At 34.3% G+C, this 15379-nt stretch carries 11 protein-coding genes; 2 read left to right on the forward strand and 9 right to left on the reverse strand.

Going from position 1 to position 15379, the window contains the following annotated elements; translation table 11 throughout:
• Positions 1-360 precede the first annotated feature (360 nt).
• Positions 361-3576 (reverse strand): hypothetical protein, encoded by a 3216-nt coding sequence (locus tag OH814_RS13230; protein WP_123886896.1) that lies wholly within the window; start codon positions 3574-3576, stop codon positions 361-363.
• Positions 3577-3774: 198 nt separating this feature from the next.
• Between OH814_RS13230 and OH814_RS13235 the strand changes: the two genes are divergently transcribed.
• Together OH814_RS13235 and OH814_RS13240 are read left to right on the forward strand one after the other, a co-directional pair.
• Positions 3775-4548 (forward strand): T9SS type A sorting domain-containing protein, encoded by a 774-nt coding sequence (locus OH814_RS13235; protein WP_308828474.1) that lies wholly within the window; start codon positions 3775-3777, stop codon positions 4546-4548.
• A 164-nt stretch (positions 4549-4712) separates the two neighbouring features.
• Complete coding sequence (locus tag OH814_RS13240; protein ID WP_308828475.1) at positions 4713-5576, forward strand: lamin tail domain-containing protein; 864 nt, start codon at positions 4713-4715, stop codon at positions 5574-5576.
• Positions 5577-5628: 52 nt separating this feature from the next.
• Here the strand turns inward: OH814_RS13240 and OH814_RS13245 are convergent, their stop codons facing one another.
• From OH814_RS13245 to OH814_RS13280, 8 genes are all read right to left on the reverse strand, one after another.
• Positions 5629-8448 (reverse strand): aminopeptidase, encoded by a 2820-nt coding sequence (locus OH814_RS13245; protein WP_308828476.1) that lies wholly within the window; start codon positions 8446-8448, stop codon positions 5629-5631.
• A gap of 149 nt (positions 8449-8597) precedes the next feature.
• Positions 8598-9956, reverse strand: coding sequence for an orotidine-5'-phosphate decarboxylase (gene pyrF, locus OH814_RS13250; protein WP_308828477.1), 1359 nt, complete (start codon positions 9954-9956; stop codon positions 8598-8600).
• Positions 9957-10258: 302 nt separating this feature from the next.
• A complete protein-coding gene (locus tag OH814_RS13255) occupies positions 10259-10600 on the reverse strand; it encodes a DUF1232 domain-containing protein (protein ID WP_076560960.1) in 342 nt (113 codons plus the stop codon).
• Between the two features lie 82 nt (positions 10601-10682).
• Positions 10683-11222 carry a TlpA disulfide reductase family protein gene (locus OH814_RS13260; RefSeq protein WP_201133375.1) on the reverse strand — a complete coding sequence of 180 codons (540 nt, stop codon included), beginning with the start codon at positions 11220-11222 and terminating at the stop codon, positions 10683-10685.
• Between the two features lie 10 nt (positions 11223-11232).
• Entirely contained in the window at positions 11233-11796 is a 564-nt protein-coding gene (locus tag OH814_RS13265) for a thioredoxin family protein (RefSeq protein WP_308828478.1), read from the reverse strand.
• Positions 11797-11812: 16 nt separating this feature from the next.
• Entirely contained in the window at positions 11813-12883 is a 1071-nt protein-coding gene (gene aroC, locus OH814_RS13270) for a chorismate synthase (protein WP_308828479.1), read from the reverse strand.
• A 51-nt stretch (positions 12884-12934) separates the two neighbouring features.
• On the reverse strand, positions 12935-14569 hold the full coding sequence (locus OH814_RS13275) for an LIC_10190 family membrane protein (RefSeq protein WP_308828480.1): 1635 nt from the start codon (positions 14567-14569) through the stop codon (positions 12935-12937).
• Between the two features lie 53 nt (positions 14570-14622).
• Positions 14623-15156, reverse strand: coding sequence for a glycine zipper domain-containing protein (locus OH814_RS13280; RefSeq protein WP_123886904.1), 534 nt, complete (start codon positions 15154-15156; stop codon positions 14623-14625).
• Positions 15157-15379: the final 223 nt, after the last annotated feature.

Consider the following 15379-nt stretch of genomic DNA (forward strand, 5'->3'; position numbering starts at 1 on the left):
TTTTCAAATCATTAAACGCAAAGATTTTATCATTAAACTTTCTATTTAAAAAGCAAAGGCAAATAAATTGGCTTCGCAAAGCTTGAGCAAAAGCTTATAATCAACTTGTTGATTCTTCTTTGTTTATTTTATTATAAAAGAGTAAAATTCACCTTTGCGTTAAAATATATACTTGACTTAAAGTTAGTGTTTTACGATTGTTGATTAACCCAAAATCAGGTTAAATAAGGTTTTACAGATTACAAAGATTTTGTTGGTCTTAATCTTTTGAAAATTAGCCCAGATCGCAACGGCATCCTTTTTTGTGTGAGGGAATTAGCTTAGGTCAAAAAAGATAAAGTGAAGAGCTGGAAAAAGCTCCTAAAAACTGGCCTTGACCTGCATACTTCCGATGTGTATCGTTCTTTCACCGGAGTTTCTACCTTCATAATTTAAATTCAGCTGTAAGAAAGAGTTGATTGCCTGCTGAACGAATACGCTCCACACTTGGTTTTTTCCGGGTTTTAAACCATCAAGCATTTGATTTCCTACAATGCTGAAGCTGTTTCCCGTAAAGTCGTTGTTGATAAATGAGAAGTTTCCACGGATAGACGTTTTCTTGCGCTCCCACTGGATCGTTCCGGTGATGTCGAATGCTTTCAGTAATTCTTCACCGTCTTTTCTCTGTTTTTCACGGTACGCTGACGAAAATTCTGCCTGTATAGCATCTGTGAATTTATAAGTGGCTTTTGGCTTTGTCTCAAAATTATTCAGCCTGTAATCTCTTGTTGCAAATAGCTGCGATGAATTTTGTAAATCATGAACGGAGTTTTCCCAATCGATTCTGAATTCTTTATTAAACCAATACCCGATATTCACGAAATGGGAAGTCTGATTTCGCTCCTCGTTACTGAAATTGGCATTGATTAGGTTGTCGTTTTGTATAAATCGGTAATTTCCGTTCCAGCCAGATTTTTCGGTAGGATTGAACTGTGCCGACATCAAAATATTTTGGTTTTTTAAAATCTGATTTTCGCCTTTTTCAAAAGGATTTAACACTAAAACCTTATCTTTTTTATAGAATGAATTCTGAGAGTTTAATGAGATATTAAAATTCCAGCGTTTTAAAAATTTATTTTCCGAACTGAAAACGACCGACGGATTGACGAACAATGCCAACTGCAACTTGTTTTTGTTGGAAGGAATATATCGCACCGAATTTGTGTAGATTCTGATATATTGAGCGAGATCGGAGTATTCTGCAATCTCAAATTCGTCGAGCTGCTGCACTCCGTCACCGTTGTAATCGGTCCATTTATAAATCCCCTGTCCGTCTGTTACTTTGATATACTGAAACTCTCTTTGCGCTTCCTGTCCGTTTCCTAATTCGTAAAATGCCTGAAGTCGCATCCCGTTTTTGAAAAGCTGCTGATTATACAAAATGTTACCCACCACAAAATCTTTATTTTGATCTACATCTACAATGTCATCTTTATAGAAGAATTTTCTGTAATGAATCAAAGCGTTTAAGGTTGTTTTTTCAGTTTTAATAAGCTGGCTTTCGGCCATGAAACCTAAAATTCTGTTGGTATTTTGAAGTCTGTTGTCACGCACCGAGTCATTTTCTCTTACGTACATCTTCGCTAAAAGTTTCGTTCTTGTGCTGTCGCCGATTTTTTTCTGAACGAAAAGTTCTCTCCAGCTGAAACTGGTGACATCCATCAATTGAGTGTCGTTGTATTTTTTTTCGTTGTGTTCCATGCTTCCGCCAACTGCCCAGCTTCCTTTTTTACCGGTGTATTCGGTTCCTGCGCCTCCACGGATGAATTTTGTGTCTTGCAGAATAGCATTGGTGTTAAGATAAGATAAGTTACCTTTTGTGTTGAACTTTCCTTTTAGCCAGTTAAAATCGAGATCGTTTTTGGTTCCTTTATAAGAATCTTGCTCGTCGAGATAGTTGATGCGGTAATTTAAAGTCGATTTGTTATTCCACTTATTTAAAAAGCTAAAGATGAAACGGTTTTGCGTCAATCCATTAAACTCCTGCGCTAAGTTGAAGTCACGAGAAAATTCTACATCATTGATACGGTCTAAAATATGAAACTGCTTATCGATGTATTGATACTCAAAGCTTGGAGTACCTTTCCAGTTGTTTTTAGTAAATGTTTTATTCCCGAAAATCCTTGCAGCATATCCCAAATTCTGATCAGAATCTTTTGATGAAAACAAATTGATATCGTAGTTGCTCATCGAAATATCAGCACCGATTTTACCGTCTTTCAGCAAGTATTCAGAGTTAAAAGTATACACCTGAGCTTTCTGCGGCGATGGAAGTTTTCTTACGGCACGGTAATCTCCTAAATTAGGCCCAACGTATTCAAAAACCCGTCCGTTATTGGTGGTTTGGGTTAATTTGTAATCTCCCAGATTGGCTCCGAAATAAGTAAATGAAACCTGATATAAAGTCTGCGCTGCATCGGTTGAAAATTGATAATAATTTCCATTGGGATTTTGAACGAGACTGTAAAGAATTTTGTTGACGTCATATTCTGCAACGACACCTGAAGGCGCATACATTAAATTGGTGTCGTTTCCGGCATCTGCTAAAATCTGTTCGTCTTCTTTCGATAGATTTAAGGCCAATGGAGCATTTTTATTATCATTCTCCATAAACCAGTTTAAGCCTAATTTTAATTTTTCTCTTTGATGCTCAACTTTTCCGGTAAATAAATAACGGGAATAATTTCTGTTGGCATAATTAAAAGAAATCGTAATAAAATTCTGCTGGAAAATTGGTCTGAAACTGGTGAAAGTAACTTCTCCGGTATTATAATTAATGATATAATCCTGGTTTTCGCCACGTTTCATCAAAATACCATCAATGAAAACCTGCTCGGAACCTGAAATTAATGTAATAAATTGTTCACCATTTTTCCCAGTTAAACGATAAGGTCCCTGATTTCCTTCAATACCCTGAAAACGAATTCTGTGAAACTCACTTCGTGCCACACCCGCCGAAATATCGACGAAAGTTTTATTATCGGTTCCAAACTGTGTCTGAAACTGAAGACCCATGCTTCGCCGTTGATATTTTGCGAAATAATTTTTAGAATCTACCAAATCTAAATGCCCGGCTCTAAGAATAGATTTATCCTTAATATTAAGCTGCATATAAATTTTGTCGAATTCTTCTAATGTTTGCGTGTATCCATCCGCCTGAATCGGTAAATTATGATCGGAAATACTCGCCAAAACTGTTACATCTTTTGAAAGCCTGCCGGAGATCTGAAGATCCATCGAGCTTTGCACAGATTGTCCCTGATTGTTACCGAAAGTAATCCCCCGGATAATAGAACCTTTTGAATTTAATTCTCCTAAAAATCTTTTAGAATCATTTTTGGCAAGCACGGCTTCGTCTACAATAATTCTGTTGCTGGTTTTCACAAAATCCATCGTGTCTTTTGCGAAAATATCCTGTCCGAATTTAAAAGCCAGAATACTGTCTTTTTTTTTAGCTAAAATACTGTCATTGTTAGACGAAACAGAATCTTTCGGAATATTGGGATTTTTCCATGTAAATATTTGGGCATTATTCATTGATAAGCCCATGAAAAAAAGAACGAATATCAGAATAGAATTCCGCAAGTCTCTTAAAAATAAGTGGTAAAAATAACTAAAAAATATGAACAGTTTTGTTTTTAGAATTATTAACAGAAAATTAATCTAAATATTATCTCAAATGTAAAAAACAGGGTAATTTTGCAATGTAAATTATTAATAATTAAAAATTACGTTATGAAAAAAATCTTTACTATTTTAGGAATTGTCGCTGCTTCTGTTACTGCTCAAGCTCAGCAGACTTTTAATTATGTTTTAGCTAATCAAGGATTTACTAATGCACAGGTTATTACAACTGGAAATATAGTTGCTGGAAAATTAACTTATAGCGTCTTGCAAAATGGTGCGACAACTGAGCCTGCATATTATACAAATGGGACTAATTTGAGATTATATTCACAGACAACTTCAGGAGATGGTAATTCTTTTGCAATTCAAGGAGCATCTGCAGTTAAAATGACTTCTGTGAAAATTGTTACTTCAGGAGTTGTAGGAAATTCTAACTATGCGCCTTCAACAGCAGTCGTTACAGTTGATGGTGTTGTTGTTCCAACAGTTTATGATCCTGCTGATACAACTAATGCAACTTATTTAATTACTGCTGCAACAGGTGCATCAAATATTAAAATCCAAAATGGTCAGACTGGAACGTCTGCACAAATTAGAATAGTTTCAATAAATATTACCTATAATGAAAGTAGTTTAGCTGTAGCAGATTTTAACAAATCTAAAACAAATTTCGTGAAAAACACTTTCGTAAAAAATGACGAGATTACTTTTGGAGCTGATGCAAAAGATGTGAAAATTTATACTTTAACAGGTCAACTGGTAAAAACTGCATCTGTAAAAGCAAACGGAACTTTAAATATTGCTGAATTAGCTGAAGGAAACTTTATCGTTACCGGGACAGTAAATAACCAAGCTGTTTCTCAGAAAATTTTAAAGAACTAATCTGATTTTCTAATCAATAATAATTATGAACCGCTTCTTGGAGGCGGTTTTTTTTGTGCTTGCTTACTTTTTTATATTTATTAAATTTAAAATATGTGGTATATTGTTATTAATATGGTATTAATTTTGCTTAAATTATTATGAATTAACCAAAATATCACATTATGAAAAAAGTATTTACTTTTATCGGACTTGTTTCGATGACAGCATTTTCTAATGCTCAGATTGTTATTAATGAAATTTATACAGGTGGCGGGCTTCTCGGAGCAGCCATTACAAATGATTTCATAGAATTGAAAAATATTGGTTCTTCTAATGCTTCTCTTAATGGCGCAACTATTCAATATGCATCTTCCAGTGGTGCTTTTACTCAGTACAACACGATACCTAACATTACATTGACTCCGGGACAGACGTACTTAATTCAGCAAGGCTCTGATGGTTTAGGCGGACTCGTTAATTTACTTAACCCCAACCTTATTGTAACTGTTCTTTTGAATTTTGATGGTTCACCTGGTGTAGGTGTAGGTATTGGCCTTTCGCTTACTTCGGGGAAAGTTGCTTTAGCGAGTAATGCAACGCAGGTTACGTCACCAACTTCTACCAATGTTTTAGACTTTGTAGGCTACGGTTCGGCAAATCAGTTTGAAGGTGCGGGGTCAGCTCCGTCACCAACCATTATAAATTCGATTTCCAGAACGATTGGGGATACCAATAATAACAATGTAGATTTTACGGCGACTTTACCTACGCCACAATCAACATCGGGAACGTTAGCGGTAAATGATATCAATAATCTCTCTAAAAAAGCAGGATTTATCAAAAATTCACTGGTTAAAAATGATGAAATTATTTTCGATGCAGAGGTGAAAAACCTAAAAGTATATACATTATCTGGTCAGTTGGTAAAAACAGCTTCTGTAAAAGATGGAGCTTCTTTAAATGTTGCTGAATTACAAAAAGGTAATTATATTGTAACAGGATTGGTGAATAATCAACCGGTTTCTCAGAAGATTTTGAAAGATTAATTATAGATTAAATTTATATTAAGGAGTTGTCGTCAGACAACTCTTTTTTATTTTAATACCAGCCTCTCCTCGCTGCATTAATGATTGTACTCAGATTCAGAACCAAAGTATATCGTATTCTTTTTCCATAATCCTTAAAGCCGGGCTCAAAACCTAAAGAAGATTGTACCGGAAGGTAGATTTCTAGAAAATCAGGGATTAATCGAACTTTCAAACCGCTGTCCCAGATAAACTGTGTTGGGTTATTTTTGTTTTTATACACACCGGCATCTGCATATACATGGAAAATTTTCCAAACGCTGGAGTCTACATTGAAAGAAGTAATCCATTGATTAACGGTTCCCGGAATGAAAGATTTAAAACCACCATCAGCTAAAATAAACTGTTGGGATAAAATTCCGCTGGATGCACTTTGCCCTAAAAGATTGTATGAAAACGAATAATCTGAAACCCTTGAAATTCCATAATTAAACGTATTGTTCCGGGTTTCGTTTCTTACAAAATATCCGGCAAAAAGTCTTAAGCTAAGCTTCTGTCTTGGTGCAAATTCCCATCTGTAAAAACCTTCCGCAGTAATTTTGTTGTAATCTTCCATTCCCTGCGTACTCAAACTGAAGCTTTTCTCGTGAATCATCTGATTGTCGGTGTAGCCATACCCAACTGTCCAAAGATTATACTTGTCGTAATCACGGTTGGCAATCATTTTAGCGTTAAGATCACGTTCAAAATAAGTGTAAGAAATTCCTAAACCACGGCTTACCGTACTTCTCGGATTTTTTCGGAAATTAATATTCGAGTAGAGTGAATTTTTCTGATAAGCCAGATCATAATCGTAATGGAAATAAGATCCCGAAACCCCAAAAGTCAATCTCTGAATCACACTTTCTGCAGGCAGAAAAGAGTAGGAAACTGATCCCGAGCCTGTCATTTTTCCTGTTCCTGTACTAAATGACGGAGTTAATGAATACAGAAATTTCTGATCAAAAAGTGATTGGTTTTTAAAATTCACACCGATCAAAAATTTATCGTAAGTATTGGTGAAACGTATTCTTGGATTCAGGTATATTTCATTAAACTCAGGATTCGGAATATCTTTTATGAGTTTAAATTTAATTTTTTTTGCATTCGAAAATAACCCTTTTGTATAAAGAAAGTTATCTCGGTAGTTCGCTTCCGGAAATATATAATCATTATTTAAAGTGATTTTATAAATATCTTGTGACGGAAGACTTACCGTTTTCAGTTTTTCATTCTCTTTGGTTTCTATCCAGTAAGAAGTTCTGTCGCCGCTTCTGGTTTGGGTTTCTAGCTTTACAGGGATCGCTTCATCTGTATTTTTTGAAATTTTGATATCAAGCAAATCATTATTTACTCTGAAATTCTTCAGTTTAAAATTGACTCTGTTTTTCTGCTTTAAAAATCCTTTCAGATATGACGTTGAAGGTTCTTCTTTTGCAAGTTGATCCAAAAAATCTTCCGGGTAAGCTTGTTTATCCGTATTTTCAGCGATGTAGTTTTTTAATAAGTTGTTAAATTTTTCTTCTCCCATTTTATCGGCAGAATAACTGAAAAGACTTCCCGTTTCAAAACTGCTAATCGCCATGTCGTTAAAGTTACTCAAGACAGAAAAAGGCTCATCGATTTTCTGATCGAGATTCTGAGACATGATATATTGGTAAGCCAAACCGTAACGATCTAATAATTTTACCCTTGAAGCATGGAATAATTTTAATGGTTTAATTCCTAACAAACTGGTCTCAGGAAGATTTCCGAGGAGTTTTGCGTCTCCATAGAATTTTTTCAGATATTGAATTTCAAGATATGATTTTAAACCATTTTTGAACCAATGATTTTCCTGTTTGTCGGTAATGATGCTTTCATCAAGAATTTTCTTTGAGATGATTCCGAAATAATCTAAGTCGGTATTTTCAGCATCCGAAAATAATTTAAACCTAAATTTCCAGAATTTAATATCATTATTTCCGAAAAAATCTTCTTTTGCTCTGAATTTCTCCGAAATAAAAAGTTGTTCAGGTACAAAACCGATTTTATCTTTAATGAATCTCAATTGCAACGGAAGGTAAAACTCAAGATTCTGAATGTCCTGTTTGCTGATATTGTATCCAAATTTTATTTCGGTCTTAATATCATCTGTATTTACTTTTATCGTAGGAAAATTATTCTTTGAAATAATAAATTCGGGATCCGAATCTAAATATCCTTTAAACGAATTAGGCTGTATCTGCTCAAGATTACTTTGGATAAAAGAATTTGTAGGAGTATCAAAATCAACCGACCAATACGTGTTGAAGTTTACAGATTCTTCAATATCATGATAATCTCTTCCGGAAATATTTTCCGGATCAAAATGATCGGGAACAATAAAGAAATATTTTAGTGCAATATCCTGCTCGGAAGTGCCGTAACCGGTAAATTTTTTGTCAGGAAGCTGCAGTTTATATTGCAGTTGAAATTTAATGCTTTTTCCCGTCGGTAACGCTTCATTTAAATTTAAAAATAAATTTTCTTCGGAAGTGTTGGGAAGTACAACAGGTTGGTTTTCTTTAGTTTTAATATTTAGTTCTAAAACTTTTCCTAATTGTTCCTGTTTTGCAAAATGAAGACTGTTGTTGCGGTCTTCCAGTTTTCTGTACACTAGAGAAGTTCCTCTTTTGTTGTATGCAGCGATCCAGTTGAGAAGTTTGATGCTGTTCAGAGCCTTATCAGAATGATTATGATATACAATATCCTGATTGATTTCAAGTGTTTTTCTGTCCTGCGATAATTTTGCATGAATGTAAATACTATCCTTTTGTGCAGAAACCTGTACAACTCCCCAAATCAAAAAAAGGCCAATGCTAAACTTTTTCAATATCTCAATAAAGCTTCAAATATAACGTATTTTAGATACAATTCTTATGATTTTTAGTTAACATTTATTAAAAATAAGAAGTATTCTATGTGCTCCATAAAATAAAATTTGCTCCCAAATAAATGAGAGCAAATAGTGATTTATTTATTTTATAATGAAGCTAAATAAGCGTTCCAACCTTCGTTTTTATATGTAAGAGCAGCTTCTGCAGGATCTTCAGATTTGTAAATTCCTCTTCCTACGATGATAAAGTCGGTGTGAAGGGTTTTGAAAACATGGTCCGGAGTATTGTACTGCTGACCTTTTCCGTCACCTGAATCTGCTAAATTAACTCCCGGAGTAAATAATAAAATTTCTTCAGGAAGTGCATTTTGAGAAACTCCGCCAATTACGTTGGGATGAGATAAAGCTATTTTTAAAGCCTCTTCTCTGTAGCTGTTTGTCGTTAAAGTACCTTTTGAAGACATTCCGATAATGGCAACAACACCTACATTTTTGAAGCAGTCTAGAGATTCGAAACCTCCGATTACCTGAGAAGTTACAAAATCTGCCCAGTCTGTAATTTTGAAAACTCCGCTTGTGAACTGTAGTTCCTGCGTATTTCCGATGTCGGCAAATTTTCTGTCTTCCATCAATAAAAAGTTGTGCTTTGTAGCCAGTTCTTTCAAAGGAACGATCGTATTTTGATAATCGAAATCTGAAATAATATCGATATGTGTTTTTAAAGCAATAATATTAGGACCCACTTTTTCAGCAAGTTCCAATAACTCCTGAGTAGTTGTAACATCAGCCGATGCAATCAGGTTTGATTCTTTGGCTAATGCGGTTTCTAATAATTTTTTTGAAACAGAATGCTGTGCATTTTCAAATTTTTCCTGGTAAGAAAGTCTTTTCTTTTCTTCAAACTGAATATGATTTCCTTGTAAAAAATCCTGAATTCTTTTTACTTCGTCATCGCTCAATTCACCGTTTTCCTGAAGAATGGTACAAACTTCAGAAATATTAAATAAAGTATGAACTCTGAAACCTTTGCTTTCCAAAAGCTGTTTTCCGCCTTGCTCTCTGTCTAAAACCACTACGATGTCGGCTACTTTCAGATCTTCCTGCTCAACTTCAGCAATGGTCTCGATCAAAGATTTTCCGGAAGTGATAACATCTTCTACCAAAAGACAGTTTTGCCCTTTCTGGTAAATTCCTTCGATCATTTTTTTTGTGCCGTACTCTTTTGCTTCTTTTCTTTTTATAATTAATGGGATGTAGCTCTCCAGTGACATTACTGTTGCCATAGGAAGTGCTGCGTAAGGAACTCCGCAAATCAGATCAAAATTATCTAACGGAAGCATTTCCAGTAAATAATTGGCTAGGTTTTTTAAAATTTTAGGATCTGATGCCAAAGGTCTTAAGTCTACATAAAACGGACTTTCGATACCGCTTTTTAATGTAAATCTTCCGAATTTGATGATGCCCAGTTTGTAACACTCCAAAAAGAATTCTTTCTTACTTTCCATTAATTTTTTATTAGATAGTGCAAATTTAAGGATTTGATGTTAAAGTCAATTGTGAATTATGAATTTTGCTAGAAAAGAGATTTTAAAATTTACCATTAAGAGCATTAAAAGTTTAAGAATTGTTAAGAGTCAATAAATTGATTTAGGGATGTTGCTTAATGATTTACTTTAGTAAAACATAAAAAAGTCTTAATTGAGTTAATTCTTAAAAATTTAATTTCCTTAATGTTTAAAAATCATCTTGATTAAGAAGTGCTTATTTATAAAAAAAACATCCCCGAAAGGATGTTTAGTTAAATTATTTAAACAATTTCTGCATCAATGATTTTTCCACCGTTTGTACTGTACTTTTGTTCGGCTTCCCAAAGTAAAAACTTATCGACTTCCCTGATTAGCTTAGGAATAGCTAAAGATAAAACTGCCAAGTCATCTAAAACTCCTGCTACAATGATAAAATCTGGAATGATATCTATAGGAGAAATTACATAAAGCAGACCAACCAACGGTAAAATAAGATCGATTGCTTTTACCGGATACATCCCTTTTCTCCACATATTCATCATTCTGAAAATATCGGGTATTTTTTTTACGAAGCCTTTGTGGGCAATTGCCTCTTTGGCAAGACTGAGTTTTGAATATTTCATTTTGTGTTTGCTTTTAAAAATAATTTTCAACTCTTTGAAATTCGCAAAATTTATACCAACTTAATCAAAATTTTAGTTAAAGTTATTTAACAATATTATCTATAAACTGATGAATAGATTCTGCATCCCAGTCAGTTGCAGCATCTTCTTTTATCAAAATTCTTCCGTTCTTATCGAGAAGAAAGGTTGTGGGAAAAGCTTTTGGAAGTATCTTTTCAGAGATTGGGCTTTGTGCGATATATACAGGAACAGTGTAATTATTTTCTTTTAGAAATTTTCTTACGGTAGCTTCTTCATCTTTCATTGCGATCAAAACAAAATCTATATTTTCCTTTCTTCTGTCGTACAATCTTTGTATTGACGGCCACTCTTTTCTGCACGGAGGACACCATGTTCCCCAAAAATTCAGAAAAACAGGTTTGTTCTTAAAATTTTTCAGATTGGTACTCGGTACGTTGATGCCCTGCAAATCGACATCGTAATCTTCATCACTGATGTGTACCGCATTTTCTATCGTAGCAATTGGGAAAAATTGATCTTTTAGAAAATTACGTATTCCGGGAACAAAAAAAATAACGCCTAAAACTACGAGGATAACAACGTAAGTAGTCAGTTTTTTCATAGATATATATTTACAGTAATTCTAAAATTTCCTGAATGGCATCTTTGCCTCTGTTTCTGGAATAATATACCTGAAGATCGTTGTAAAAACTCTCTCGTGGATAGGCTTCAGGATCGGCTTTAAATTTTAATAATAATTCATGCCCGAACTTTGGACGCGGCCCCCAAGAATTTTTCACATTAAAGTTTTCATCTAAAATAATGACTTTCGGAATAGACTCTGTTCCGTTGGTCAAAAACTGATTAATTAAACTTTTATCGCTGTCTCTTAAGAAGATTTTCACTTCATTATGACCCTCAAAAAACTTCGCCAAAGCAGGAACCGTCGCACTGGCATCACCGCACCATGCTTCAGATATAATTAAAATCTTCCCGTTGAAATTTTTTGATGTAAGCTCATTGATCTGTTGTTCGTCGATGACAAATTTTTTCAGTGTTCGATCCATTCTCTGGATCCCAAGCTCGTAATATATTTTATATTCAGCATCGTGCGGAGTCGCAGGATTTTCAAGTCTTTGGTTGGCAATTTGAAGATATTCTTCAAATGATATGGCTTTGTCCCAGTAATTTTTCATTATTACTAAAATTAAATTAAAATTGATTACTATTTCGCGTTTTGTTAATCAAAAACAGATCAGCTAAAACAAATGCGGCTAAACTTTCCACCACGGGAACCGCTCTCGGCACCACACAAGGATCGTGTCTTCCTTTTCCTTCTACCGTAACTGCATTTCCGTCTTTGTCAACACTATTTTGAGGTCTCAGAATGGTTGCTACAGGTTTGAAAGCAACACGGAAATAGATATCCATTCCGTTGGAAATTCCACCCTGAATTCCACCTGAAAGATTTGATTTAGTAGAAAAATCGGTGTTAAATTCATCATTGTGCTCACTTCCTGTCATTTTCGCACCACAAAATCCGCTTCCATATTCAAAACCTTTGCAGGCATTGATGTTGAGCATTGCTTTTGCCAGTTCGGCCTGAAGTTTAGAAAAAACCGGTTCACCAATTCCTACAGGAACATTTTTGATGACGCAGGTAATCGTACCGCCAATGGTGTTGCCTTCTTTTTTGATCTCTTTAATTTTAGAAATCATTTTTTCGGCAGTTTCGGCATCGGGACAACGTACTTCATTGCTTTCAGTTTTAGAAAAATCTAAATCCTGATAAGGTTTTACACAGAAAATTTCGCCTACGGAAGAAACGTAAGCGTTAATTTCAATATCTTTTAAAAGTTGTTTTGCTAAAGCTCCGGCAACCACCCAATTGATGGTTTCTCTTGCAGAAGATTTTCCGCCGCCGCGATAATCTCTGATTCCGAATTTCTGATCGTACGTAAAATCTGCATGACTTGGGCGATATGAAGTCGCAATGTGATCATAATCTTTTGATTTCTGATTTTCATTTTCGATCAAAAAACCAATTGGAGTTCCCGTGGTTTTCCCATCGAAAATTCCGGAAAGAAATTGTACGGTATCACTTTCTTTTCGTTGGGTAACGATTGCTGATTGACCGGGTTTTCTGCGATCCAGCTCATATTGAATTTTTTCGAAATCGACTTCCAGACCTGCCGGGAAATTATTGATGATTCCGCCGTAAGCTGCGCCGTGACTCTCGCCAAATGTGGTAAGGCTGAGAAGATTACCTAAAGTATTGAACATACTACAAAATTACCGTTTTTTATTCAGATAATAAAGCCTTTGGCAATTGGTTTACTGATAACTCTTTTTGATGATTTCGATTGTTTTGTCGACTTCCTTTTTTTCTTTGATATTAAGCTTTTTCCAGATAAAACCCTTTTTCAGATTCTTTTTATCGATGAGTTGTGGGAAAAACATTTCTTTTTGATAATCAATAATATAGCTTTCGGAGATTGCAGGAATAGGAGTGTCAAAACTGAAAGGATATCTTTTTGAAACGTTAAATTTAAGATCGCCAATTTTAAAAGAATTGTATTGATTATAGATATAGTAAGAAGGCTTTAAAACCTGTTTTACTTCGAATTGAGTTAAGTTTCTACCCAATCTAAAACTTGGGATGAACTGCTGAACGATTTTTGGATAGGAAAAAAGACTTACAAAAATTATAGCTAAACCCGAACCAATTAAAAGCGCATATTTCTTATTTAAACTTTCGAAAAAGACTACGAAAAACATAACGAAAAATACATCAATGAAGAAACGGTATTGTGCAGAAAAAAGTAATACCAAAATGCTTTTAATCAATAATGAAATACAAATTAAACTGATGATTTTTTTTCTTTTAATAATAGAAAACACAGTGAATCCTATTAAACTTGTAACGAAAGAAATGTTGATAACTGATTTGATTCCGTCCAGGAAAAGCCAGTTTTTAATATAATCAAGCCATGAGAATTCTAAGATTTCGGCATAAGAATACTGCTCATCAAAAGTTTTTACTTTGGCAAATTGTGAGGAAGCTTTTAAAAGTTCAGGATTGGGTTTCCAGGAAATTCCTAAATCAAATATCGTAAATGGAAAAACAGGATATCCAAATGTCCAAATATTTTTTATGATAAATAGAAGAAAAACCAATGATCCGAAAATAAGTTTTTTATACTGAAATTTAGAAATGAAAATAGAATAGAGCAGTACGAAAAGCGGCAACCAGATCACGGTTGGCTTAATTGAGAAAGTAAAAACAGAAAATGCGAATAAAAAAGAAAGGTTTTTGTTTCCGGATAAAATTTCATTTAAAATAATCAGAGAAAATACAATTGCAGGAAGATCCGGGCTTGGCGATTGTGAAAAAACAAGTAAAATGGGAATGAAAATAATTTGAATCCAGCTTTTATTTTCGACAATGTACATTCCGTATATAATCAGTAAAATAGCATTAAGCTTAAAAAAAGGATCTGCAAAATTACTGAACCCTGCCTGTACAATATGCCAAACCGACATCTGTCCCAGAACCAGATCGAGATTCGAAATACCTTTTACTAAACCATATTCTGTGAGCCATTTTATTGTAGGAACATAATATCCAAAATGGTCTGCAATAAAAGGATAAAAAGAGCCTGAAAATGAGATCAGTATTACTAAAACTCCCAAAACAATGGAATCTCTTTTTGAAATTCTAAAGCAATTTGTATAAAGTTTGTCTTTAAAAAAGTAAAAAATCCCGATTAGAATTGCAGGGATTTCAACGTATAAATTCAGCGGAATAACAAATGATAAGACCGTGAAAATTAAGCCGATCGAGAAGATCCCGGTTAAGATATTCCCTGAGGTTCCGTATAGATTTTTTCCAACTACAATTTCAGCCAGTTTGCCCCAGCCCATCAAAGTTGTAATCAGAAAAATTGCGGAGAATAGGATTAATAGCATAAAAAAAGATTGCCTAAAAATAAGCAATCTTTCATGTTTTTGAAAATATTTAATTATTTAGGTTGTACACGACCACTTTTTCTATCTTGTGATCTACCTAAAGTATATCCTGTTGCACCCCCGATAATACCACCAACTACGGCACCACCACCACGGTTTTTCTTATTCACAATAGCTCCCAACGCAGCACCACTTACTACACCAATTGCTGTACCTTTTGCAGCTTCACTTATCCCTTTTTTCTTAGCTGTAGTAGTTCCTTGTGATGACGAGTTACTTGCCTGGCTTCCGTTATTAGAAGAAGGCGCATCTCTGTATATTGTTTTAGTTTCTCTGATTACCTGAGGTTTTGCGGCAGCTGCTGTTTTAGCTTTTTCAACTTCAGCTATACTATCGCTTTTCTTTTGTGCTTCGTAGGCAAATCTTTCTCTCTCGATTGCCAATTTTTGCTTTTCGATATCAAGCTGTCTTGCCTGGAACTCCAGTTTCTGCTGTTCTAATGTTTTTTCAGCAACTTTATTATCATCTTTCTTACAGGCGGTCAATGTAAATATTGAGATCACTCCTGCTAAAACTATATTTTTCATAACTCAAATTTTTTCTATCTCTTAAACTTTTGAAGTCTAGACAATGATAATTTCAATTATGAAGCCAAGGTTTAGTTAAGGAATGTTAAAATTTTAAAAACGTTAATATATTTGATTGCTGCAGAGATTCAAAATTTTACCATTACTGTATTATTTTAATATAAATCTCTAATTGTAGAGAATTTATTTTTTGTTATTGTCTGTAATACATATATTTATACTA

The organism is Chryseobacterium sp. CFS15 (assembly GCF_031118795.1).
Taxonomy (GTDB): Bacteria; Bacteroidota; Bacteroidia; order Flavobacteriales; family Weeksellaceae; genus Chryseobacterium; species Chryseobacterium indoltheticum.

What these genes read in the sequence shown, in the direction of transcription:
- OH814_RS13230 (WP_123886896.1), bottom strand. Translation starts at nt 3,576, where the DNA reads ATGAATAATGCCCAAATATTTACATGGAAAAATCCCAATATTCCGAAA.
- OH814_RS13260 (WP_201133375.1), bottom strand. Translation starts at nt 11,222, where the DNA reads ATGAAAAAACTGACTACTTACGTTGTTATCCTCGTAGTTTTAGGCGTT.
- pyrF (WP_308828477.1), bottom strand. Translation starts at nt 9,956, where the DNA reads ATGGAAAGTAAGAAAGAATTCTTTTTGGAGTGTTACAAACTGGGCATC.
- OH814_RS13235 (WP_308828474.1), top strand. Translation starts at nt 3,775, where the DNA reads ATGAAAAAAATCTTTACTATTTTAGGAATTGTCGCTGCTTCTGTTACT.
- aroC (WP_308828479.1), bottom strand. Translation starts at nt 12,883, where the DNA reads ATGTTCAATACTTTAGGTAATCTTCTCAGCCTTACCACATTTGGCGAG.
- OH814_RS13280 (WP_123886904.1), bottom strand. Translation starts at nt 15,156, where the DNA reads ATGAAAAATATAGTTTTAGCAGGAGTGATCTCAATATTTACATTGACC.
- OH814_RS13265 (WP_308828478.1), bottom strand. Translation starts at nt 11,796, where the DNA reads ATGAAAAATTACTGGGACAAAGCCATATCATTTGAAGAATATCTTCAA.
- OH814_RS13240 (WP_308828475.1), top strand. Translation starts at nt 4,713, where the DNA reads ATGAAAAAAGTATTTACTTTTATCGGACTTGTTTCGATGACAGCATTT.
- OH814_RS13255 (WP_076560960.1), bottom strand. Translation starts at nt 10,600, where the DNA reads ATGAAATATTCAAAACTCAGTCTTGCCAAAGAGGCAATTGCCCACAAA.
- OH814_RS13275 (WP_308828480.1), bottom strand. Translation starts at nt 14,569, where the DNA reads ATGCTATTAATCCTATTCTCCGCAATTTTTCTGATTACAACTTTGATG.